The organism is Geobacillus sp. FJAT-46040 (assembly GCF_002335725.1).
Taxonomy (GTDB): domain Bacteria; phylum Bacillota; class Bacilli; order Bacillales; family Anoxybacillaceae; genus Geobacillus; species Geobacillus thermoleovorans.
Genome location: NZ_NISS01000001.1, coordinates 2,100,069 through 2,121,250 on the forward strand (window position 1 = coordinate 2,100,069; position 21,182 = coordinate 2,121,250).

General features: G+C 52.0%; 22 protein-coding genes. 8 read left to right on the forward strand and 14 right to left on the reverse strand.

From position 1 onward, the window contains the following. The first annotated feature begins 150 nt into the window (after positions 1-150). A complete protein-coding gene (gene prpE, locus CD000_RS11095) occupies positions 151-888 on the forward strand; it encodes a bis(5'-nucleosyl)-tetraphosphatase PrpE (RefSeq protein WP_011230333.1) in 738 nt (245 codons plus the stop codon). On the opposite strand, the gene CD000_RS11100 is transcribed toward prpE, so the two are convergent. The 4 genes from CD000_RS11100 to CD000_RS11115 all read right to left on the reverse strand — a co-directional run bounded on the left by CD000_RS11100 (position 885) and on the right by CD000_RS11115 (position 3,918). Next, positions 885-1,796 carry an RluA family pseudouridine synthase gene (locus CD000_RS11100; protein ID WP_011230332.1) on the reverse strand — a complete coding sequence of 304 codons (912 nt, stop codon included), beginning with the start codon at positions 1,794-1,796 and terminating at the stop codon, positions 885-887. The two genes, prpE and CD000_RS11100, sit on opposite strands and share 4 nt — an antisense overlap. A 156-nt stretch (positions 1,797-1,952) precedes the next feature. After that, a complete protein-coding gene (locus tag CD000_RS11105) occupies positions 1,953-2,768 on the reverse strand; it encodes an NAD kinase (RefSeq protein ID WP_011230331.1) in 816 nt (271 codons plus the stop codon). Beyond that, complete coding sequence (yjbM, locus tag CD000_RS11110; RefSeq protein WP_011230330.1) at positions 2,765-3,403, reverse strand: GTP diphosphokinase; 639 nt, start codon at positions 3,401-3,403, stop codon at positions 2,765-2,767. The genes CD000_RS11105 and yjbM overlap by 4 nt, the downstream gene beginning before the upstream one ends. A gap of 137 nt (positions 3,404-3,540) precedes the next feature. Then, positions 3,541-3,918 carry a UPF0738 family protein gene (locus CD000_RS11115; RefSeq protein WP_020278707.1) on the reverse strand — a complete coding sequence of 126 codons (378 nt, stop codon included), beginning with the start codon at positions 3,916-3,918 and terminating at the stop codon, positions 3,541-3,543. A gap of 135 nt (positions 3,919-4,053) precedes the next feature. On the opposite strand from CD000_RS11115, the gene CD000_RS11120 reads away from it, so the two are divergent. The 5 genes from CD000_RS11120 to CD000_RS11140 all read left to right on the forward strand — a co-directional run bounded on the left by CD000_RS11120 (position 4,054) and on the right by CD000_RS11140 (position 7,292). After that, on the forward strand, positions 4,054-4,647 hold the full coding sequence (locus CD000_RS11120; protein WP_011230328.1) for a CYTH domain-containing protein: 594 nt from the start codon (positions 4,054-4,056) through the stop codon (positions 4,645-4,647). Beyond that, complete coding sequence (locus CD000_RS11125; protein WP_011230327.1) at positions 4,644-5,267, forward strand: lytic transglycosylase domain-containing protein; 624 nt, start codon at positions 4,644-4,646, stop codon at positions 5,265-5,267. The genes CD000_RS11120 and CD000_RS11125 overlap by 4 nt, the downstream gene beginning before the upstream one ends. Before the next feature lie 102 nt (positions 5,268-5,369). Next, the gene (locus CD000_RS11130) at positions 5,370-5,783 is read left to right on the forward strand and encodes a globin domain-containing protein (RefSeq protein ID WP_011230326.1); all 414 of its coding nucleotides are present in this window, start codon (positions 5,370-5,372) and stop codon (positions 5,781-5,783) included. Next, complete coding sequence (gene spxH, locus CD000_RS11135; RefSeq protein ID WP_096225671.1) at positions 5,776-6,669, forward strand: ClpXP adapter protein SpxH; 894 nt, start codon at positions 5,776-5,778, stop codon at positions 6,667-6,669. The genes CD000_RS11130 and spxH overlap by 8 nt, the downstream gene beginning before the upstream one ends. 425 nt (positions 6,670-7,094) lie before the next feature. Next, on the forward strand, positions 7,095-7,292 hold the full coding sequence (locus CD000_RS11140) for a hypothetical protein (protein ID WP_011230324.1): 198 nt from the start codon (positions 7,095-7,097) through the stop codon (positions 7,290-7,292). Positions 7,293-7,305: 13 nt separating this feature from the next. Here CD000_RS11140 and pepF read toward each other — a convergent pair whose 3' ends face one another. The 4 genes from pepF to mecA all read right to left on the reverse strand — a co-directional run bounded on the left by pepF (position 7,306) and on the right by mecA (position 13,115). Then, entirely contained in the window at positions 7,306-9,129 is a 1,824-nt protein-coding gene (gene pepF, locus CD000_RS11145) for an oligoendopeptidase F (RefSeq protein WP_096225672.1), read from the reverse strand. Beyond that, positions 9,129-10,457, reverse strand: coding sequence for a competence protein CoiA (locus CD000_RS11150; protein ID WP_096225673.1), 1,329 nt, complete (start codon positions 10,455-10,457; stop codon positions 9,129-9,131). Before CD000_RS11150 ends, pepF begins: the two co-directional genes overlap by 1 nt. Positions 10,458-10,645: 188 nt before the next feature. Then, positions 10,646-12,154, reverse strand: coding sequence for a cardiolipin synthase (cls, locus tag CD000_RS11155; protein ID WP_096225674.1), 1,509 nt, complete (start codon positions 12,152-12,154; stop codon positions 10,646-10,648). 280 nt (positions 12,155-12,434) lie between these two features. After that, positions 12,435-13,115, reverse strand: a complete 681-nt coding sequence (gene mecA / locus CD000_RS11160) for an adaptor protein MecA (protein WP_015374157.1) — start codon at positions 13,113-13,115, stop codon at positions 12,435-12,437. Positions 13,116-13,325: 210 nt separating this feature from the next. Between mecA and CD000_RS11165 the strand changes: the two genes are divergently transcribed. Further along, on the forward strand, positions 13,326-13,988 hold the full coding sequence (locus CD000_RS11165) for a TerC family protein (RefSeq protein ID WP_096225675.1): 663 nt from the start codon (positions 13,326-13,328) through the stop codon (positions 13,986-13,988). A gap of 50 nt (positions 13,989-14,038) precedes the next feature. On the opposite strand, the gene spxA is transcribed toward CD000_RS11165, so the two are convergent. Continuing rightward, a complete protein-coding gene (gene spxA, locus CD000_RS11170; protein ID WP_011230318.1) occupies positions 14,039-14,437 on the reverse strand; it encodes a transcriptional regulator SpxA in 399 nt (132 codons plus the stop codon). Positions 14,438-14,739: 302 nt separating this feature from the next. On the opposite strand from spxA, the gene CD000_RS11175 reads away from it, so the two are divergent. Beyond that, positions 14,740-14,922, forward strand: coding sequence for a hypothetical protein (locus tag CD000_RS11175; protein ID WP_011230317.1), 183 nt, complete (start codon positions 14,740-14,742; stop codon positions 14,920-14,922). An 88-nt stretch (positions 14,923-15,010) separates the two neighbouring features. Here CD000_RS11175 and CD000_RS11180 read toward each other — a convergent pair whose 3' ends face one another. The 5 genes from CD000_RS11180 to CD000_RS11200 form a co-directional block, all read right to left on the reverse strand. Then, entirely contained in the window at positions 15,011-15,946 is a 936-nt protein-coding gene (locus tag CD000_RS11180; protein WP_033015644.1) for an ABC transporter ATP-binding protein, read from the reverse strand. Further along, positions 15,939-17,000 carry an ABC transporter ATP-binding protein gene (locus CD000_RS11185; RefSeq protein WP_063192215.1) on the reverse strand — a complete coding sequence of 354 codons (1,062 nt, stop codon included), beginning with the start codon at positions 16,998-17,000 and terminating at the stop codon, positions 15,939-15,941. Before CD000_RS11185 ends, CD000_RS11180 begins: the two co-directional genes overlap by 8 nt. A gap of 21 nt (positions 17,001-17,021) precedes the next feature. Continuing rightward, positions 17,022-18,044: an oligopeptide ABC transporter permease gene (opp3C, locus tag CD000_RS11190; protein WP_044743398.1), complete on the reverse strand. Its 1,023-nt coding sequence runs from the start codon at positions 18,042-18,044 to the stop codon at positions 17,022-17,024. Then, entirely contained in the window at positions 18,041-18,970 is a 930-nt protein-coding gene (gene opp3b / locus CD000_RS11195) for an oligopeptide ABC transporter permease (protein ID WP_011230313.1), read from the reverse strand. Before opp3b ends, opp3C begins: the two co-directional genes overlap by 4 nt. Before the next feature lie 120 nt (positions 18,971-19,090). Then, positions 19,091-20,743: a peptide ABC transporter substrate-binding protein gene (locus tag CD000_RS11200; protein ID WP_096225676.1), complete on the reverse strand. Its 1,653-nt coding sequence runs from the start codon at positions 20,741-20,743 to the stop codon at positions 19,091-19,093. Positions 20,744-21,182 lie beyond the last annotated feature (439 nt).

The window sequence follows — 21,182 nt, forward strand, 5'->3', positions numbered from 1 at the left end:
TTCTTTGTTTCCTGGCCGCGGGCTCCGCCGTTTGGGCGTTGCCCCCGCAAAAGCCGCGATGAGACGGACAAAACCGCCGCATCTTTTCTTTTCCTGACTGAACGGACATACTGGTAGTACAACCACTATGGCGAGAAAGGAGCACATTCGATGCAAGTGGACATCATCGGCGACATTCATGGCTGCTTCCGTGAATTCGCCGCATTGACGGAAACACTCGGCTACCATTGGGACGAAGGGGTGCCGATTCATCCCGACGGACGAAAGCTCGGCTTCGTCGGCGATTTGACCGACCGCGGTCCTGAATCGCTGAACATGATCGAGATCGTCTGCGCCCTTGTTGAGCGAAATTTGGCTTACTACGTGCCAGGCAACCATTGCAATAAGCTGTACCGCTTTTTTTTAGGACGAAACGTGCAAATCGCCCACGGGCTTGAGACGACGGTCGCAGAATATCGCACCTTGCCTCCAAGCGAACAGGAGATGATCCGCCGCAAGTTCATCCGCCTGTATGAACAGGCGCCGCTGTATGCGGTGCTCGATGAGGGGCGCCTTGTCATCGCCCACGCCGGCATCCGTCACGACTATATCGGGCGGACGGACAAAAAAGTCAAGACGTTCGTCCTGTACGGGGACATCACCGGCGAAATGAACCAGGACGGGACGCCGGTGCGCCGCGACTGGGCGAAACGGTATCACGGCAGCGCATGGGTTGTATATGGCCACACGCCGGTCGAAAAACCGCGGTTTGTCGGGCGGACGGTCAACATCGACACCGGCTGCGTATTCGGCGGCGCGCTGACCGCCTTGCGCTATCCGGAAATGGAAACGGTCTCCGTTCCTTCCTCGATGCCGTTCGTTCCGGAAAAATTCCGCACGTTCTCCTAATCAGCGCACCGTCTGCGCGTTGCCTCGATGAGGAGCTCCATATCGTCAGGAAGCGGGGCGGAACATGTATACCAGCGCCCGGCAAACGGATGAAAAAACGACAGCTGCCGGCTATGAAGCGCCTGGCGGCCGATCATCTCCCGGCTCCCGCCGTACAGTTCATCGCCGGCGAGCGGGTGGCCGAGATAAGCCAAATGGACGCGAATTTGGTGCGTGCGCCCCGTCTCCAGCCGGAGCGAAACGTATGTATAGCCATAAAGCCGCTCAAGTACACGAAAATGAGTGACAGCCGGCTTCCCGTCTTCCCGCACTTCGCGAGCAATGATGCTGTCGCTTTGGCGGCCGATGGGGGCGTCAATCGTCCCTTCATCCTCGACAATGACGCCATGGCAAATGGCCTCATACGTGCGCACAACGTGCCCTTTTTGCTGCAATGCCGACAACAAATGATGAACGTGGCGGTGCTTGGCGACGAGCACGAGCCCGGACGTGTCGCGGTCAAGCCGGGTGACGATATGGACGGTCGAGTCGAGCTGCTGCTTTCGATAATGGTGAAGCAAGCCATTGGCGAGCGTCCCGCCCGGATGGTGGCGCGACGGAATCGTCGCCAATCCCGCTGGTTTGTTGACAACAAGGACGTAATCGTCTTCATACAGAATGTCAAGCGGCATCGCTTCTGCGTCCATCCAATCGCTTGTCCGCTCCGGCGGAAAGACAACCGACAGCGTCTCGCCGGCGCGCAGCACATGGCGGACGGTGACGGGCCGACCGTCAACCAACAGCGCCCCGCCATGGAATTTAATATCGGTAAGCGCCGTCCGCGAAATGCCGTTCTCTTGCAAAAACTGGCGCAGCAGCTTTCCGTCGTGCTGTTCATCGATGGAAAAGGTCATGGTAAACGGCGGCAATGTTCGTCACCTTTCTGATCAAAAATCTCCGTCTTGCTCATCGTGTTCCATCCACTTTCCTTTGGCGCCGCTAAAACGGAATCGGCATCCGCGCCAAAAGACCATCACCTCGCCGCAAACGGGAAGCGTTGCCTAACCAAGGAGGCGGGTTTTCCCTCAGTCGGCGATAAACGAGTCGCGCACCCGCCGCCAAAACGGAAACGGCCGAAAGCGGGCGAAACGCACCTTTTCATCGGCCACCCGGCATTGAATCGACTTCACTTCTTTATGCAACAGTGACAAATGGTCGATCGTAATTTGAAAATCGACGTGGTTGACCGGCTTGAGTAAACACGTATGGTGCGCCGGCAGCACGAGCGGCGAACCGATTGTCCGAAACACGCGGTTGTTGATCGACGCCATCTCGGTCACTTGAATCGCCTCAAGCGAAGGATGCAAAATCGCGCCGCCGAGCGCTTTATTGTAAGCCGTGCTGCCGGTCGGCGTCGAAATGCACAACCCATCGCCGCGGAACCGCTCAAACAAGTCGCCGCGAATCTCGACATCCATCACGAGCGTCCCGCTGACGCACTTGACTGTGCATTCATTGAGCGCTAAATACTTTGCCTCGCTTCCGCCGTTGAGATAGCGGATCGTCACCTCAAGGAGCGGGTATTCGACCACTTGGTACGGCGTCTTGGCGATGGCGATGACGAGCTTTTCGAGTTCCTCCGGCACCCAGTCCGCGTAAAAGCCGAGATGGCCAGTATGGACTCCGACAAACGCCGTCTTGTCCAACCGATGGCAATAGCGATGGAACGCATACAACAGCGTTCCATCACCGCCAACCGAAATGACGAGATCAGGTTCCTCTTCATCGTAACGCAAGTCAAAGTCAAGCAAATACGTTTTCATTTTTTGCGCCAGAGCGTTTGATATGTCGTCGCCTTTGGACGTGATGGCGAACACGAGCGGCGCGTCCGTCCGTTTCATTGCCCTTCTCCTTTTGCTTCTTGTTTTCGAGAAAAAGCAGCCTGCGCTTCTTGAATTTCAAAGCGGATTTTCGACATCTCCTCATCGAGGCGATAGGCCGCCTCCGCGGCGCGCTGCAGCCGAACTTTGATATCTTCGGGGAAACGCCCGCTGTACTTATAGTTCAACGAATGCTCAATCGTCGCCCAAAAGTTCATCGCCAACGTTCGAATTTGAATCTCCGCCAAAATGTTTTTTTCACCGCGGATCGTCTGCACTGGATAGCGGATGACGACATGGTACGAGCGGTAGCCGCTCTCTTTTTTTTGCGTGATGTAATCGCGTTCTTCAACAATCGTAAAATCGTTGCGCTGGCGCAATAGCTCGACGACGGTCTTAATGTCATCGACAAACTGGCACATGATGCGCAGCCCCGCAATATCTTGCATCTCTTCCTCAAGACGGTCGAGCGGGATGTTTTTCTTTTGCGCCTTATCCAAAATGCTGGCGACGGGCTTCACCCGTCCGGTGACAAACTCAATCGGCGAGTGCGCTTCAATCATCTCAAATTGGGCGCGAATGCCCCTTAGCTTCACTTTCAGCTCCTCAACCGCCTGCTTATACGGGGCTAAAAACAAATCCCAATGGTTGACCATCGTACCACCTGCCTACATGTTTTCGATCTCCCGCGGCTTACGTCAAGAGGGCGCAACCGCGCCTCTTTCTTGCTGCACGATGCGAATTCACCGGGCCGCTCCCTGTTCGAACGCGCCGGAAAGGGAAAACCCCCGGCTTATTGCTCAAAAAACACGTCTTGCACCGCCTGTTCAAGCGCCTCGCCATAGTTGGCGTTGCCGCGAATATTTTCAAGCAAATAAGACAGTTCATCGTGAAACTGTTCAAGCTCAAGCGTCCTCTCTCCACATCGAAGCCAGACCGGCTCCTTGGCATCAAGCGCCGCCTTTAGCTCAGGCCACCACGGCTTCGGAATCATGACATATAGAAAGCGGTCATCGGTTTCCAAAATGTACGCAAACGCCAACGCATCCGAATCGACAAGCATATGGCGTTTCGGCGTTACGCGGGCAAGCGGAACCGGAGCATCATTGACATACAGCCAAAGCCGGCCGCCTTCCCGCTCCGCCCGCTCGACGATCCATTTTTCGTTCATGTTTTCTCTCCTTCCGCATCAACCATCCTCCCTTTATTTTACCATATTCACCCTATACAGGCGAAATAATTGATATTCGCCGGAAAACAGCTGATAATAGAAGGAGACGACTATCCTGTCTGAAGGGGATTCACGATGCATCAAGAAATCGAAATCGAATTAAAAAACTTGTTAACGGCAGCGGAGTTTGCTGCCGTCCGCGCCGCCTTCCGCCTTGATGATGGCGCTTTCTTCCGCCAGGAAAACCATTACTTTGACACCCCGTCATTCGCCCTGAAAGAACGAGCGGCAGCGCTGCGCATCCGGGCGAAAGAGGGACGCCTGACCTTGACGCTGAAACAAACGCGGGCGGACGGGACCATTTTGGAAATCCATGAGCCGCTTTCGCTGTCTGAAGCGGAAGCGTTGCTTGCTGGTATAGCGGCGCCGCGCGGGGCGATCGCCGATTTGCTTGCAGAACTGGGCATCAACCCACACGAGGTGCGCTGCTTTGGCTCCCTTGTCACCGACCGAGCCGAATGGCCGCATGAAGGCGGCACGCTATGCCTTGACCATAACTGTTACTTGCAAAGCGAAGATTACGAACTTGAATATGAAGTGGATCACGTGGAAGCGGGTGAAAAGCGGTTTTTGCGCCTGCTTGAGGCGCTCGGCATCCCGCGCCGCCCGGCGCCAAACAAAATCGCCCGCTTTTACGCCCGCATGAAAGAAATGGAGGAAAGACGATGACCGTTTCGCCATTAAAGCTGCTCATCGAATGGCAGGCGCTCAATGCGTTCTCACCCGGACGCTCCAGCCTGTTGCCATCGCCGGTGCCATCCTTGTTTTCAAGCTTGCTTGCCGAATCTCTCAGCCGCGGTGAGGAATCTTCTGCCGAGGCGCCTCAAGCTGCCCTAAGCGGTCAGCCCCCGGCGCCCGCCGGCCATCGCAGCGCCCCGCTCGAACATGAAGCGGGTGCTGCAACCAACTCATCTTCTTCCATCGATGCTTTAATCGCGGCGGCAGCGGAAAAATACGATGTTGACCCGCAGCTCATCCGCGCCGTCATTCGCCATGAGTCAAATTTCCGTCCCGATGCGAAAAGCCCGGCTGGAGCGCTTGGACTCATGCAGCTCATGCCAAGCACGGCAAAAATGCTCGGCGTCAACAACCCGCTTGATCCGGCGCAAAACATCGACGGCGGCGTAAAATATTTGCGCCAGCTCCTTGACCGGTACAGCGGCAATATCACTCTCGCCTTAGCCGCCTACAACGCCGGGCCCGGGCACGTCGACCGCTATGGGGGCGTGCCGCCATTTGCCGAAACGCGGGCGTATGTCGAACGCGTGTTGAAAAGCTACCGCACATAAACGAGCGGCGCTCGAGTCACTTTGTTTGAGATCCATGCGTGCTGTTGATAAAATAGCAATCAAACGACAACGAATGATTTTCAAACAAAAGGAGCATCCGCGATGGGTGAACAATGGCAAACTCTTTATGAGGCGATCGGCGGAGAGGAGACGGTTGCGAAACTTGTCGAAGCATTTTACCGTCGCGTGGCCGCGCATCCGGACTTGCGGCCCATTTTCCCTGACGATTTGACGGAAACCGCCCGCAAGCAAAAACAGTTTTTAACACAATATTTAGGCGGCCCCCCTCTTTACACGGCAGAGCATGGACACCCCATGCTGAGGGCGCGCCATCTCCGCTTTGAAATCACGCCGAAGCGGGCGGAAGCGTGGCTTGCCTGCATGCGGGCAGCCATGGACGAAATCGGCTTGTCCGGGCCGGCGCGCGAACAGTTTTATCACCGGCTCGTACTCACCGCCCATCATATGGTCAATACCCCAGATCATCTGGACAGAAAGGAGCATACCCTTGAGTGAGAAGTTTGCTGGGAAGACGACATCAACTTGCTACCCTTCCCAGCCGCTAGGCAACACGAACAAACCGCTCGAGCTGTATTTGTTTATCGATCCTTTATGCCCGGAATGCTGGGGGCTTGAACCAGTCATCAAAAAACTGACGATCGAATACGGCCGTTTTTTTACCTTAAGGCACATATTGAGCGGAACATGGGCGACATGGAGCGCGCGCAAAGGAACGAAGCCGGCGGCAATGGCCAAAGCGTGGGAGTGGGCGGCGAACCGCACCGGCATGTCATGCGACGGCAGCGTTTGGCTCGAAAACCCGATTTCGAGCCCGTTCGCCCCATCGCTCGCCATTAAAGCGGCGGAAATGCAAGGAAAGCGGGCTGGCCTTCGCTTTTTGCGCAAGCTGCAAGAACAGCTCTTTCTCGAAAAACAAAATGTCGCCGATTTGTCGGTGCTCGCCGAATGCGCCGTCAAAGCGGGCTTGGATGTCGATGAATTTTTGCGCGACATGCACTCGCCGGGAGCGGCGAAAGCGTTCCAATGCGATTTAAAAATCACCTCGGAAATGGACGTTGACGAAATTCCGACGCTTGTATTGTTTAATGAAAACATTGAAGACGAAGGCATTAAAATTTCCGGATGCTATCCGTACGACATCTACGTCGAATTGATCGCTGAAATGCTCGGCTTCCATCCTGAACCGTCCTCTCCTCCTCCGCTGGAATCATTTTTAAGCCATTTTAAATTCGTCGCCACAAAGGAAGTTGCCGTTGTGTACAACTGGACGATCCAAGAAGCGGAAACGGAAATGAAAAAGCTGCAGCTAAAGCAAAAAGTGGAGCGGGTGCCCGTCAAACACGGAACATTTTGGCGCTATATCGATGATTCCCGTCCCTAGCAGCAGGGATGGGCGCAAGAAAAAGCCCGGCTGACGCCGGGCTTTTTCTTGTTGCCAAGACAACAAAGGGGATGGGAGAAATTGTTCACGGTCAAACAAAGGGGTATCAGATTTTGTCTTCCGTTCACGTTTTTATCTTACCAAACGTCCAACTAAATTGGCAACCCGTTTGCTCGTTTGTTCACATTATTGTCATAATTCGCCCTGCGTCATGATCAGGCAGACAAACAGCATATAATCAACTAGGCTCTTCACCAAAAGTTGTACTTGATTTTTTCTGAACATACCCTATTTACGCTTGTGAGGGAAAATCAACAAATCAGTGATTTTTGCACATCTTTGTGCAGGAAACCGTATTGCTTGTCAAATACATGTTGTGGTGAAGAGCCATCAACTAAAGCAAATGGGAAGAGGTGGCCATCGCCATGAAGCAGCGCATCGTCTTATCCCTTTGGGCGGCGGCATCCACTGCCGCCTTTATTCTGAACTTGTTGGGCCTCATGCAGCTCCTTCCGCTTTGGGCGACCATGCCGCTTTTGTTTCTCTCCTTGCTTGGATTGGCAGCGACATGGAACCGCCGCCATCAGTTTCGTGGATTTCCGTCCAAACGAATGCGGCTGTAGCGCCGCATTCGTTTCATTTCTCAAGCAGCCGCTCCATCTCATCAAGCTTCTCCGCAAACACTTGGCACGCTTGGCGGATCGGCTCGGCGCTCGTCATGTCGACGCCGGCTTTTTTCAACACTTCAATCGGGTAATCAGAACTGCCGGCTTTTAAAAAGTCGATGTACCGTATCACCGCCGGTTCGCCTTCTTCCAAAATTTGTTTGCTAAGTGCAGTCGCCGCGCTGAAGCCGGTTGCGTATTGGTACACATAGTAGTTGTAATAAAAATGCGGAATGCGCGCCCACTCGAGGCCGATTTCTTTGTCCACGACAATATCATCGCCAAAATACGTTTTATTTAAGTCGTAATAAAGGGACGTCAACGTTTCGGCCGTCAACGCTTCGCCTTGTTGCGCCTTCAAATGGATCAAATGCTCAAACTCCGCGAACATCGTCTGGCGAAAAACCGTGCCGCGGAACCCCTCAAGATAATGGTTGAGCAAATAGAGCCGCTTTTTCTCATCATCGATCGTTCTCAGCAAATAGTCGTTCAACAGCGCCTCATTGCACGTCGACGCCACTTCGGCGACGAAAATTGAATAATGCGCATACGGATACGGCTGCGTTTTGCGCGTATAGTAGCTGTGCACCGAATGGCCAAACTCATGCACAAGTGTAAACAAATTGTTCACATTGTCCTGCCAGTTGAGCAAAATGTACGGATGGGTGCCGTACGCTCCCGACGAATAGGCGCCGCTTCGCTTTCCTTTGTTTTCGCGCACATCGACCCAACGGTTGTCAAGACCTTCTTTCACGATCGCCACATATTCCTCGCCAAGCGGCGCGAGCCCTTCAAGCATATATTGCTTCGCTTCCTCGTACGTCACTTCCATTTTCACTTCTTGCACAAGCGGCGTGTACAAATCGTACATATGCAGCTCATCAAGCCCAAGCACTCGTTTGCGCAGCCGCACGTACCGATGCAACAGCGGCAAATGTTCATGAATCGTAGCAATTAGGTTGTCATAGACGCTCTCCGGAATGTTGTTCGCATCCAACGCCGCTTCCCGCGCCGAACGGTAGCGGCGGATGCGGGCAAAAAAGTTGTCTTTTTTCACCGTGCCGGCAAGCGTATTGGCGAACGTATTTTGAAACTTCTCATACGTATGGTATACGGCGTAAAACGCATCGCGGCGGACGCGGCGGTCCGTGCTTTCTAAAAAGCGAATGAACCGGCCGTGCGTGACTTCGACTTCCTCGCCGTTTTCATCGATGATCGTCGGAAACGTCAAATCAGCGTTGTTCAACGCGCTGAACGTGTCGGATGTCGCCTGCATCACCTCGGCTGCCTGCGCCAAGATCGCCTCCTCTTCCGCCGACAGCACGTGCGGGCGCTGGCGCGTAATTTCGTCTAACGCGTGCGCATACAAGCGAAGCGGCTCGTATTGTTCCAAAAACGAGCGCAGCACCGCTTCATCGATCGCCAAAATTTCCGGCACGATAAACGCCATCGCGCTCGATGCTTCGCTGTACAAGCTTTTCGCCCGGGCGTCGAGCCCTTGGTAAAACGAGTTGGTCGTATCTTGATCATAGCGCATATGGGCGTATGTATACAGCTTGCCGAGGCGCATCGATACGTCATCTTGGCATTGCAATGCTTCATACAGCACTTCCGGCGATTCGCCAAGCCGCCCTTTGTATTCGCCAAGCTTTGGAATCATTGCCTTCACTTGTTTGAATTCTTCTTCCCAGGCGTCATCGGTGGGAAAAATGTCCTCAAGCCGCCACGTTTCTTCCACAGGAATCTCGCTTCGCAGCGGCAGCGACTTTTTCGCTTTCTTTTCCTCCACTGTCATCATTCCTCCTTATACAAATAATCGATACACGAATTATTATTCACCATTCCGTTCATCTTTTCCTGTTTTCTGCTCATTTTTTCCACTCTCCCGAACTCAAGTGTTGACCAATAGCAGCTAAGCGCCGACGTTTGGTGAATTTGCTCAAGAAGCGCAGCATCTTGATGAATCATCTGATCGACGGTCGACGGAAACGACAGCGGCTTCACCAAATGAAGCTGGTCGCCCTCTTCGCGGCGGAGATAGCCGAGCAGGCTCAACCAATGCAAATACTCGCCGACGGCCTCACGATACGTATCCCGGCCGACAAGCGGCAGCCGGCGCGGAACGAGGCGGCCGGTGCGGATTTTGTCGTCGATCCACTGAAATAAAGATACTGCCGTTGCCGGCCGTCCGGTCTTTCCAAGAAGAAACAAAAGGACATACGTTTGCCAAATGAACGGCGCCGTCTCCCATAAATACCCCCGCGGCACTGGCCAGCCTGCTTCGGTCGGAAACAGTGACGGAACGATGCCCGCCTGGTAAAAATCAGCACAAATGCGGCGCACGGTTTGGTTCGGATAAAGCGGAAACGTCCGTCGCCATTGTTTTTTTCGTTCGAGCCATCGCTCCCAAAACTCGGATGGAAGCGGCAGCAGGCAGGGGGCCATCCAATCGGGGAACGAAAACGACGAAAGCGGAATCGAATCGACCGCGGCCAATGTTCGCTGCACCGATAGCGGCAACGGGCGAAAAAGACGGATGAAGCGTTTCGTCTCTGGACTGTAGTACCATATATGTGGAACGACTGAATGTGGAGCGCGATGGGCAAACAACCATTGAAACCGGGAGAGCTGCACTTCCCCCGAATATTTTGGCGAACGCCGCAAATGATGGGCTCCTAACACCCACAACGGGCGGATGCCAAGGAGACGGTAGCCGTCATTGCGTTCGCGAAACAGCGATTCATCGATCGTGGAACATTGGTATTCGAGGGCATAAAGGTGTGGGCCATGGCGGAACAATACGTCAGGACGCTGCTTGATGGCGGGCAAATACGGCTCGAGCTTCGCCTCCATGCCTTGGCGAATGAGCCACGCGAACAAGTCTCGCTTCCCAGTTAAGTGACGCTCCGACTCCGGTTCGTGCTCGACCGGGCAGGCCGCCCCTTTTCGATGGGCGAAATGCGGCAAACGGTAGCGGCCCGACCGGAGCACCACTTCTTGACGGCACGCGGGACAAAAAAACGGTTCCTGTCGTTTCAGGCGCATCAGCCCCTCTCGTTCCCATCTTTCCGCCCCGGCAAGCGAAACCGTCCTGCCATCAGCGGCGAGAGCGACAAACAACATGATCACTTCCTTTCCAGTAAAAAATAGTTGTCCGTGAGCGGGAACAGCTGGAATTGTTCTCTGCTGCCCCCCTTCACCGTTCGGTTCTTCCCTTTTATTCGTTGACCATCGCCGGTTTTCCTGCCCAAAGCCAAACTGCGTCGAAAAAAGTCCGCCGATTCGGCGGACTGGCGTTTACAAGCGGTTGGTTACAACAGAGGCGACAACAGCCGGGAGACCGATTCAGCGATACGCACCCGGAACGGGCGCTGTTGAAACTGTTCGTAGTCGATCATGGAAGCGTGGCGAAAATCTTCCAAAAAGTCGCGGACGAGTTTATGAATGCTGTCGGTATAATACAAAAAGGCGTTCACTTCAAAGTTTAAATGGAAACTGCGCATATCCATGTTCGCCGTGCCGATCGAGGCGAGCTCGCCATCGACGACGATGACTTTGCTGTGCAAAAACCCGCGTTCATACTCATAAATTTTTACCCCTGCCTCCAGCAGCTCTGGGAAATACGAGCGCGAAGCGTAAAAAACGATTTTTTTGTCCGGCCGCTTCGGCGCAAGCAACCGCACATCAATGCCGCTTAGCGCTGCCACTTTCAGCGCCGTCAAAATGTCTTCATCCGGCACAAAATACGGCGAAGCCACCCAAATCGACCGTTTCGCTGCTGTGATCATAGCAAAATACAGCTGCTTAATGACCTCCCACTTTTGATCCGGACCGCCGGCGATGAGCTGGACGCCGCCTTGCCCTTCTTCTACAATGAGAGGCGGCGACAAGTAGTCCGGCGTCAGCAGCCGCTCTCCCGTCATATAATACCAATCTTGCAAAAAAATAAGCTGCAACGTCCGGACTGCTTCGCCCCGGATCAACAAATGCGTGTCGCGCCAAAATCCGAAATACTCGTTTTTTCCTAAATACTCGTCGCCAATATTCAGCCCGCCGACAAAGCCAACACTCCCGTCAATGACGATGATTTTCCGGTGGTTGCGGAAGTTGATTTGGTTGCTTAAAAACGGCAGGCGCACCGGCGAAAACGGGATCATCTCAACCCCGGCAGCGCGCAGCTCTTCGATATAATCGTTCGACAGCTTCCAGCTGCCGACAGCATCATACAAAAAACGGACGCGCACGCCTTGGCGCGCCTTTTCTATCAAAACACGCTTCAGTTTTTGTCCGATTTCATCATGACGAACAATATAATATTCCAAGTGGATATGATGCTCCGCTTTCTCCAACTCAGCAAAAATCGCCGCAAACGTCTCGTCGCCGTTGGTCAATACTGCCGTTTGCGATGCCAATGACACAGGGTGTTGGCCAATGCGGTAAGCAAGATGCAACAACGGACGCTGATGGGGCGCCATCGGCAGCCGTTCGACGGCAATCGGCGACGGCTCTTGAAACCTTAACAGCACCGCCTCATCAAAATCGGCTTTCTTTTTATAGCGCCGTTGTTGCCAATAGTTGCGTCCGAACAATAAATAAAACAAAAAGCCAACGATCGGGAAACTGCCTAACACCGCCAGCCAGGCGATCGTTTGTGCCGGCTTTCGGTTTTCAAGCGAAATGACAAAGGCAATAAACACCACTGAACAAGAGATGAGCACGCTGAAAATGCCGAGGAGCTTCCCTTCCCAATAATCGTGCGTCAAAGCCAGCAACAGGCCGACGATGCCAGCAAGAATGGCCACTCTTGATGCGTTTCTCAACCAAACCCCTCCAACTGATGTTCCTCTTTCCCCTTATTCTTTATACTTGACTTCACGGCCAACGGTTTCACGGTTTTCCCTTCTCTTTCCTATCTAGAAGGGTCGGGAAAGCAGCCATTTTCTAAATAAGTGACCGACGGGTGCGAAAAAGCGTGCTGTTATAAAGCTTCTCCATTTGAAAACAACAGGGTCAACCCGCGTTTTCTGTCCGCCCCCTCCAAGCGCCCCAACAAAGAAAACGCCGATTTCTGGCGGCGAAATCGGCGAATGAACGAAAAGGTTATGGAGCTGGAAAATACCGTTTTACGGTCTCAAGCGCATTGTCGCCCATAATTTCAGTTCCGTATTCCTCAAGGCGGTAAATCGTCAGCTGTGAATCGTTTCCGTATTCCAGAAGAAGGCTGAGCATATTGTCGATATCATGCTCGCTATATTGTTCGGTAAATTGTACGAACAAGTAATAACGCCCTTCAAACTGGAATAAACGGTTCGACAAACTTGAAAAGTCGGCGCGGTGAGCCAAGGAGATGACGTCTTCAATGTCTTTGAACGAAATGATAAATTGAAGCACGTCTTGTGCTTCTTCGTCTCCGGCCGCATTGTTCCGCCCGAAATGGAAGTGATGGCCGAACAGCGATTCGATCTTCTCATCAGCCGAGAGCGAAAACTCGCGCCACTTGTCTTCCGGGAGCGGCAGCTCAAGCTTGCTGCCGTCTTTGGACAGCTGCGCTTTCGTTACAACAACCTCAAGTCCTTTCTCAAGCGCCTGCACTTGAATCCAAAGCGGACCGTCAAGCGAAAAATCGCTTTCGCCGTGAACCTCATCCATCATTTCCCAAAACAATTCTTCGCTTCGTTCCCGATTGTACCAAATTTCCTCGCGGTCAAAGCCGCGCTCCTCTATATCAACATAGGAAATGTAGAACTTCACCGTATGTTCATTGATGCGTTCGATTTCCATTTCTCAACTCTCCCTTCTAAAACAGAGAAATAAAAAAGGAAGGGATTGTGCCCCTGAAACTATTTAAATCAAAACTTATGATCTTGTACTTTTATTTTATGATAAAAAGCGAAAGAAGGGAAATAAAAAAACGCATTTTTAAAAATTGGTTATGAAACCGGCCATGCCCTACTATAATGGTGATGAACACGGACGGAATGAGGGACGTCTATGGTGGATGAATACATCGTTTCCATCTTGCTGATTATCGGCATTGATGTCATTCTTGGCGGGGACAATGCGGTTGTCATTGCGTTAGCGAGCCGCAACTTGCCGGAACAAAAGCGGAACATCGCCATTGTCCTCGGCACGGCGCTGGCGATCGCCGTCCGCATTTTGCTGACCGCAGCGGTCGTATGGCTGTTGACCATCCCGTTTCTGCAGCTAGCTGGCGGCCTCCTCCTATTTTGGATCGCCTTGAAGCTCATGGGGCAAAAAGACGAAAAACATGCCGCCATTAAAGCCGAACCGTCGCTTTGGAAAGCCGTCCAGACGATCGTCGCCGCCGATGTCGTTATGGGCATGGACAACGTCATCGCCATCGCCGGAGCATCCCAAGGCCATATGGGGCTTGTCATCTTTGGCTTTCTTTGTTCCGTTCCTATCATCATTTTAGGCAGCAAAATCATCCTTTATGCCATGGAACGGTTCCCGATTCTCATTTATGCCGGCGGCGCCCTTTTGGCATACACAGCCGGAAACATGATCACTGCCGAAGAGCGGCTGCGTCCGTTTTACGACCCGCGCTGGGAGGCGTTGTTTCCGGTCTTAACGGCCATTCTTGCCGTTTTGCTCGGCTTTGCGGCCAACCGGCGGACGCGCGCCGTGCGCTGACCGGCAAGTGTGAAAAAACTTCTACATGGCAAGCCATGTAGAAGTTTTTCTTACCCGTTTACCAGCCGCTGCGCTTCGCGGAGTTGGTAGGCCCGCACTTTGCGCGGCAGAAAGCGGCGGATTTCATCTTCGTTATAACCGACTTGCAGCCGTTTTTCGTCAATGATGATCGGCCGGCGCAAAATGCCTGGGTTTTTCTGAATCAGCTCGTACAAATCTTGCAGCGGCAAAGCTTCCAAGTTAATGTTCAACTTTTGGAACACTTTCGAACGGGTCGAAATGATTTCGTCCGTTCCCGTTTCCGTCATCCGCAAAATTTCTTTAATCTCTTCAACCGTGAGCGGTTCAGAGAAAATATTGCGTTCTACATAAGGAATATTGTGCTTCTCGAGCCACGCCTTCGCCTTCCGGCATGACGTGCAGCTCGGTGATGTGTATAGCTTGACCACTTCGATCACTCCTTTTGACAAGGAATCCCTTGCTTCCCTCGTCCGTCAGACGACAGACGTGCACCGCTATGCCGGTTTGACGTCTGACAGCATAGCGACACGGCCTGGACGCCAGTCTGGCGATCAGCCGCTTTGCCAATCGTTTACAAATTGAAATGACTTTAACATAATATATTATACAATACATCGGCCAAGAAAGATATAGTTTTTCGATGATAAATGCAATTTTCTTTCTTTCCTCTTCCAAAGTGAAGGCAAATCCTCTACAATCAAAGTAGAAAAGGAAAAGGGAGGAAGAACCGATGGCCGGCTATTTCATCGACTTTGCCATTGCTTCGGCATTGATCGTCGTCCTCACCGCATTGATGGGGAACATCAGCAACACGATCGGAGAGCGGATGTTCGGCCGAAACAAAAGTGGAAAGCATGTCGAGGCCTCCCGCCGCATCCAACAAGGATGGAAAGTCGTCGGGGGAAAAAAATAACGCGCCAAAACAGGCGCATAGGTGGGCGCCGCCTCTTTCACCGTTCGCATCATGCGGCGATGAAGGAGCGGCGCTCTTTTCTATTCTGCTAGGCATACATCGCCCGATACCGCTTATACTCTTCCTCCGAACAAAGCACAAAATGGCCAGGCGTAATTTCACGGAATTCAAGTTCCTCTCCATCTTTGTAGCCATGTTGCGCCGGGTCGTAAACGATCCGCTTGCGCGTCCGCTCCGTTTCCGGATCTGGAAGCGGAATAGCGGAGAGCAATGCCTTTGTATACGGATGGATCGGATTGCGGTACAGCTCTTCCGATTCAGCGAGCTCGACCATTTTCCCGAAATACATGACGCCGATCCGGTCGCTGATGTATTTGACCATCGACAAGTCATGGGCAATAAACAAGTACGTCAACCCTTTTTCACGCTGCAGGCGCTTCAATAAATTCACGACTTGCGCCTGAATGGAAACGTCCAGCGCCGAGATCGGCTCATCGGCGATGATGAATTCCGGCTCGACGGCGAGCGCCCGGGCGATGCCGATCCGCTGGCGTTGCCCGCCGGAAAACTCATGCGGATAGCGGCTCGCATGCTCGCGGTTCAACCCGACCGTCTCAAGCAGCTCATAGACGCGCTGCATCCGCTCCTCTTTCGTTTTCGCCAATCCGTGGATGTCAATGCCCTCAGCGATAATGTCGGCGACCGTCATCCGCGGATTGAGCGACGCATACGGATCTTGGAAAATCATTTGCATTTTTCGGTTTAACTCTTTCAGCTCTTTTTTTGATTTTTTGCCGTGTACGTTAACGCCGTTAAACAGTACTTCTCCGTCTGTCGCCTCATACAGCCGAATGATCGTCCGCCCCGTTGTCGACTTGCCGCAGCCCGACTCGCCGACAAGGCCGAACGTTTCCCCTTTATAAATGTCAAACGTGACGCCGTCGACCGCTTTGACGACCTCGCCGCGGCCGGCCGGGAAGTATTGTTTTAAGTTTTTCACTTCAAGCAGCTTTTGCTTAGCCACGCGGCTTCCCTCCTTTCCGGGCGACGATGTCAGCAAACCGTTTCATCCGTTCACGCACGATCGCCGGCGGTTCCACTTTCGGCGCCATTTCATGCAACAGCCATGTCGCCGCATAGTGCGTATCAGACACTTGGAACATCGGCGGCTCGAGCTCATAGTCGATTTTGAGCGCATACGGATTGCGCGGCGCAAACGCATCGCCTTTTGGCGGATTTAACAAATCCGGCGGCGAACCCGGAATCGAATACAGCTCCGTATCTTTATGATCAAGGCTCGGCATCGAGGCGAGCAATCCCCACGTGTACGGATGTTTCGGATTGTAAAAAATTTCATCCACCGTGCCGATCTCCACGATTTTCCCGGCATACATCACCGCCACTCGATCGGCCATGTTGGCAACAACCCCTAAATCATGGGTGATGAAAATAATCGACATGCCGAGCTTTTTCTGAATGTCTTTCATGAGCTCCAAAATTTGCGCCTGAATCGTCACATCCAGCGCGGTCGTCGGTTCATCGGCGATCAAAATTTTCGGATTGCACGCCAAGGCGATGGCGATGACAACACGCTGGCGCATTCCGCCGGAAAATTGGTGCGGGTATTGCTTCATGCGCAGCTCGGCGTTTTTAATGCCGACCAGCTGCAATAGTTCAATCGCCCGTTTGCGCGCTTCCTCTTTCGACAGCTTTTGATGTTTTAAAATTGCTTCCATAATTTGCTTTCCGATCGTCATCGTCGGGTTGAGCGACGTCATCGGATCTTGGAAAATCATCGAAATTTTCGCCCCGCGGATCGATTGCATCTCTTTCTCCGACAGCTTGGTCAAGTCTTTTCCTTCAAATAAAATTTCCCCTTGCTTGATTCGGCTCGGCGGCGTCGGCAACAGGCGCATCAACGCCTTGGATGTCACGGATTTCCCAGACCCCGACTCGCCGACGATCGCCAGCGTTTCTCCCTTATACAAGTCGAACGTGACGCCGCGAACCGCCTGCACTTCACCGGCGTGGATGTCAAAGGAAATATGCAAATCGTTCACCTGCAAAATTTTCTCCATCGGTTTCACCCCTTCCGTCGGCTATTTGCGCATTTTCGGGTCGAGCGCATCGCGAATTCCGTCTGCCACCAAGTTGAAGCTTAAAATGAGCAAGCTGATCACAACCGCTGGAATAATCATCAAATGCGGATACGTTTGAATCGATTTATACCCGTCATTGACAAGCGAGCCAAGCGACGCTTCCGGCGGACGGATGCCAAGGCCGATAAAGCTTAAAAACGCTTCGGTAAAGATGGCCGATGGAATTGTGAACATCGTCGTAATGATGATTGGGCCGATGACGTTCGGGATCAAATGTTTGAAAATAAGCCGTGATGTCGGCGCTCCGAGCGTCCTTGCCGCCAGCACGTATTCCATGTTCTTTAATTTCAACACTTGCCCGCGCACGATCCGCGCCATCGTCGTCCAACCGGTAATGACCATCGCCAGCGTGATGGAAATGATTCCAGGCTCAAAAATCAAAATGAACAAAATGACCATAATTAAATACGGGATGCCGTTTAAAATTTCGATGATCCGCTGCATCACATTGTCGACGCGGCCGCCATAGTAGCCGGAAATGCCGCCGTACGCAATGCCGATCAATAAGTCGATCAACGCCGCCAGCAAACCAATGTAAAGGGAGATACGCGTGCCATACCACGTCCTCACCCACAAGTCGCGTCCTAAGTCATCCGTGCCAAACCAATAGTACTCTTTCACGCCGCGCTGTTTATACACATCAACGCCGTTCGCATCCCGGCCGTCAAACGGAAGCCAATGAATATGTTCAAGCACCGGGATTTTCGGCGGAAGTTTCGCATGCCGCAAGTTTTGATCTTTATACGTCCGGTCGCTCGCCATCGGGGCGATGATCGCCATGAGCGCCAAGATGATAATCATCACGAGCCCGACGATCGCTGCCTTGTTTTCCCGAAGGCGAAGCCAAGCATCCTGCCAAAACGTCAAGCTTGGACGATTGATTTTTTCCTGCTCACCAACGTTCGGCGGGGCGGGCTGAAACCATTCCGGTGACAGTTGTTCGTATTGTTGTTTCGCCATCATTTTTTCCCTCCCGCTAACCGGATGCGTGGGTCGACAACCCCGTACAACACATCAACGATGAATACTGCCAAAATCAACAAGGCGGAATAAAACAACGTCGTTCCCATAATAACCGGGTAATCGTTCAGTTCAATCGAACGGACAAACTGCTCCCCAAGACCAGGGACAGCAAACAGTTTCTCAATGACAAGCGTTCCCGTCATTAAATTGACGGTCATCGGTCCTAAAATGGTAATGACGGGGATAAGCGAGTTGCGGATGGCGTGCTTGATGATAACCCCCGCCTGGCTGATCCCTTTCGCCCGAGCCGTCAAAATGTAGTCAGAGCTTAACACTTCCAGCATTTCTGTGCGCATAAAACGGGCGATGCTAGCGATGACCCCGACAGACAGCGCCAATGTCGGGAGAATCGTATATTTGAAGCCTTCCCAAAAAGCGACCGGAAGCCATTGCAGTTTCACAGCGATAAAATATTGCAAAAACCCCCCTAACACAAACGACGGGATCGAGGCGCCCAACACCGCAATGACCGTAGCGGTGTAATCTTCCCAATGATTATGTCGAATCGCCGCGACAATTCCGAGAATCAACCCAACGATCGTCCCAAACACAATCGCCTGAAACCCGAGCTGGGCCGACGGGCCGATTCGATCGCTGATAAGCTCTGTCACGGGGCGGTTGTCATATTGGAACGATACCCCCAAGTCTCCTTTCAACAAATTCCCTAAATATTGAATGTATTGAACCGGCACGGGCTTATCCAATCCGTACTCTTTTAAAATAAGCGCCTTCTGTTCCGGCGTTAATTTCTCTTGGTTCTGAAGCGGTGAACCAGGCAACAGCTTCATTAAAAAGAACGTCAACGTCGCAATGATAAACAACGTGATAATCATATAAACGAACCGCTGAAGCGTATACCGCGCCATGACCGCACCTCCTCTGCTTTTCTATAATCTTTGTTGTTTTTCGACATTTTTCGCCTTGGCAGGCAAAAGGAGAGTATATGCCCTAGCATATACTCTCCTCGGCATGCTGTAGAAAACAGATTACTCAATATATGCCCATTTGTAGCTGTAATCGCCGCCAAACGGGTGCGAAACGATATCTTTGACATACTCGCGTTGCAAGTAGGCGGCACCGCGCTGATAGAGCGGGGCAATCGGCATTTCTTCAAAGACGATCTTTTCTGCTTTCAGCATCGCATCCCAACGGGCTTGCAAATCGCCAAGCAACGTTGTTTTCGCGTCTTTAATCAATTTGTCGTATTCAGCGTTCGACCAGCCCGTTTGGTTGTGCGGGTTAGTTGTCGTCCACAAGTCAAGGAACGTCATCGGGTCTTGATAGTCCGGACCCCAGCCGGAGAACGACAGGTCGTATTGCATTTTGCTTTCAAGCTCGAGCTTTTGTGCGAACGGTTGTTGTTTAATGTTGACCGTCAAGCCCGGCAAGTTTTGTTCAAGCTGCGCTTTCACATACTCGCCGATTTTCTTCGCGCTGTCGCTGTCATAGTTCAGCAGTTCAAGCGTAAATTTGTCTTTGCCCAGCTCTTTTTTCGCTTGCTCCCACAGTTTTTTCGCTTCATCCGGATTGTAATTGACCAAATCGCCATTCACATCGCGGAAGTCTTTGCCATCTGGACCAGTGACGAAGTCTTTCGGAACGGTGAACTTCGCCGGAATCGAACCGTTGTTCAAGAGCGTATCGACCATCGCTTGCGTGTCGATGGCCATTGCAATCGCTTTGCGGGCATTGACGTTGTTCAGCGGTTCTTTTTTCGTGTTCATGCGCAGCCAGTAGAGGGCTGGATCCAATTCCGTTTTGAAGTTTTTATCATTTTTATACTTATCAACAAATTCGGCCGTCAAACCGACGAGGTCGGCCTGTTTCGTTTCATACAAGTTGACCGCTGTCGCCGTGTCTTTCACAACTTTGACGTTAATTTTTTCAAGCTTAACTGTATCTTTGTCCCAGTAATTCGGGTTTTTCTCATATGTCCAGCCTTGTTCATGCTTCCATTCGCTTAAGACGAACGGGCCGTTGTAAAGCGTCGTATTAGCTTCGAGACCGTATTTGTCGCCTTGCGCTTTCACGAATTTCTCGTTTTGCGGCATGAACGTGCCGAATACCGTCAGGCTGATGAAATACGGAATCGGGTTTTTCAGCTCGACTTGGAGCGTGTAGTCGTCAAGCGCTTTGACGCCCAGCTGGTCAACTGGCAGTTTGCCGGTGTTGACTTCTTCCGCGTTTTTGATGTCGTACATAATGTACGCATACTCCGCTTTCGTTTTCGGGTCAAGCACCCGTTTCCAAGCAAACACGAAGTCGTGCGCCGTCACCGGATCGCCGTTCGACCATTTGGCGTCTTTGCGAAGCTTGAACGTATACGTTTTGCCGTCTTCGCTCACCTCATGGCTTTCCGCCACCCCAGGAACCGGCTTGTTGTCTTTGCCTAAACGATACAGACCTTCCATGACGTTGTTCAACACGATAAACGATACTTGGTCGGTGGCGAGCGCCGAATCAAGCGACGGAATTTCTGAGGATTCAAGCAAGTTCAGCACCTGCTCCTTTTTCTCCGCCGGCTTTTCGCCGCCCTGGCCGCCTTGAGCGTTGTCGTTGTCCTTGCCTCCGCCGCAAGCCGCGAGGAACGTCGACAGCGCGAGAAGCAGGACGAGGAAGAAAGAGAATCGCTTCTTCACTAAAAAACCCCCCTTAGGTTTATGTAGTGTATTACAAATCTTCTGAACCATTTGATTTCAGAAGATTGTACTTACATCGCTTATTATATCCTGTGTTAGTATATTTGAAAAGGATTTTTTTATTTCCTTAAAATAAAAAAAATTCAAACTACTTACAAACGGGAGAGGATCGGATTGCATTTACACCTGCATTGTAACGACTTTTGCCACCATTGTAAACAAAAAATTTCTGCCTACAGAAAAAAAGAAAACGCTTACAATATGATTTTTTTGCCCTTCCTTTCAGCTTCGAAGCAAATCTCTCCTGAACTTCCAGGTTATTCTATATTTTTCAATATAATTTTGTTGATAATTTTGAATTTTTCAATATAATTTTGTTGATAATTTTGACAATCTTCCCGCCCACATGATTTATGATAAAATAAGCAGTGAGAAGGGA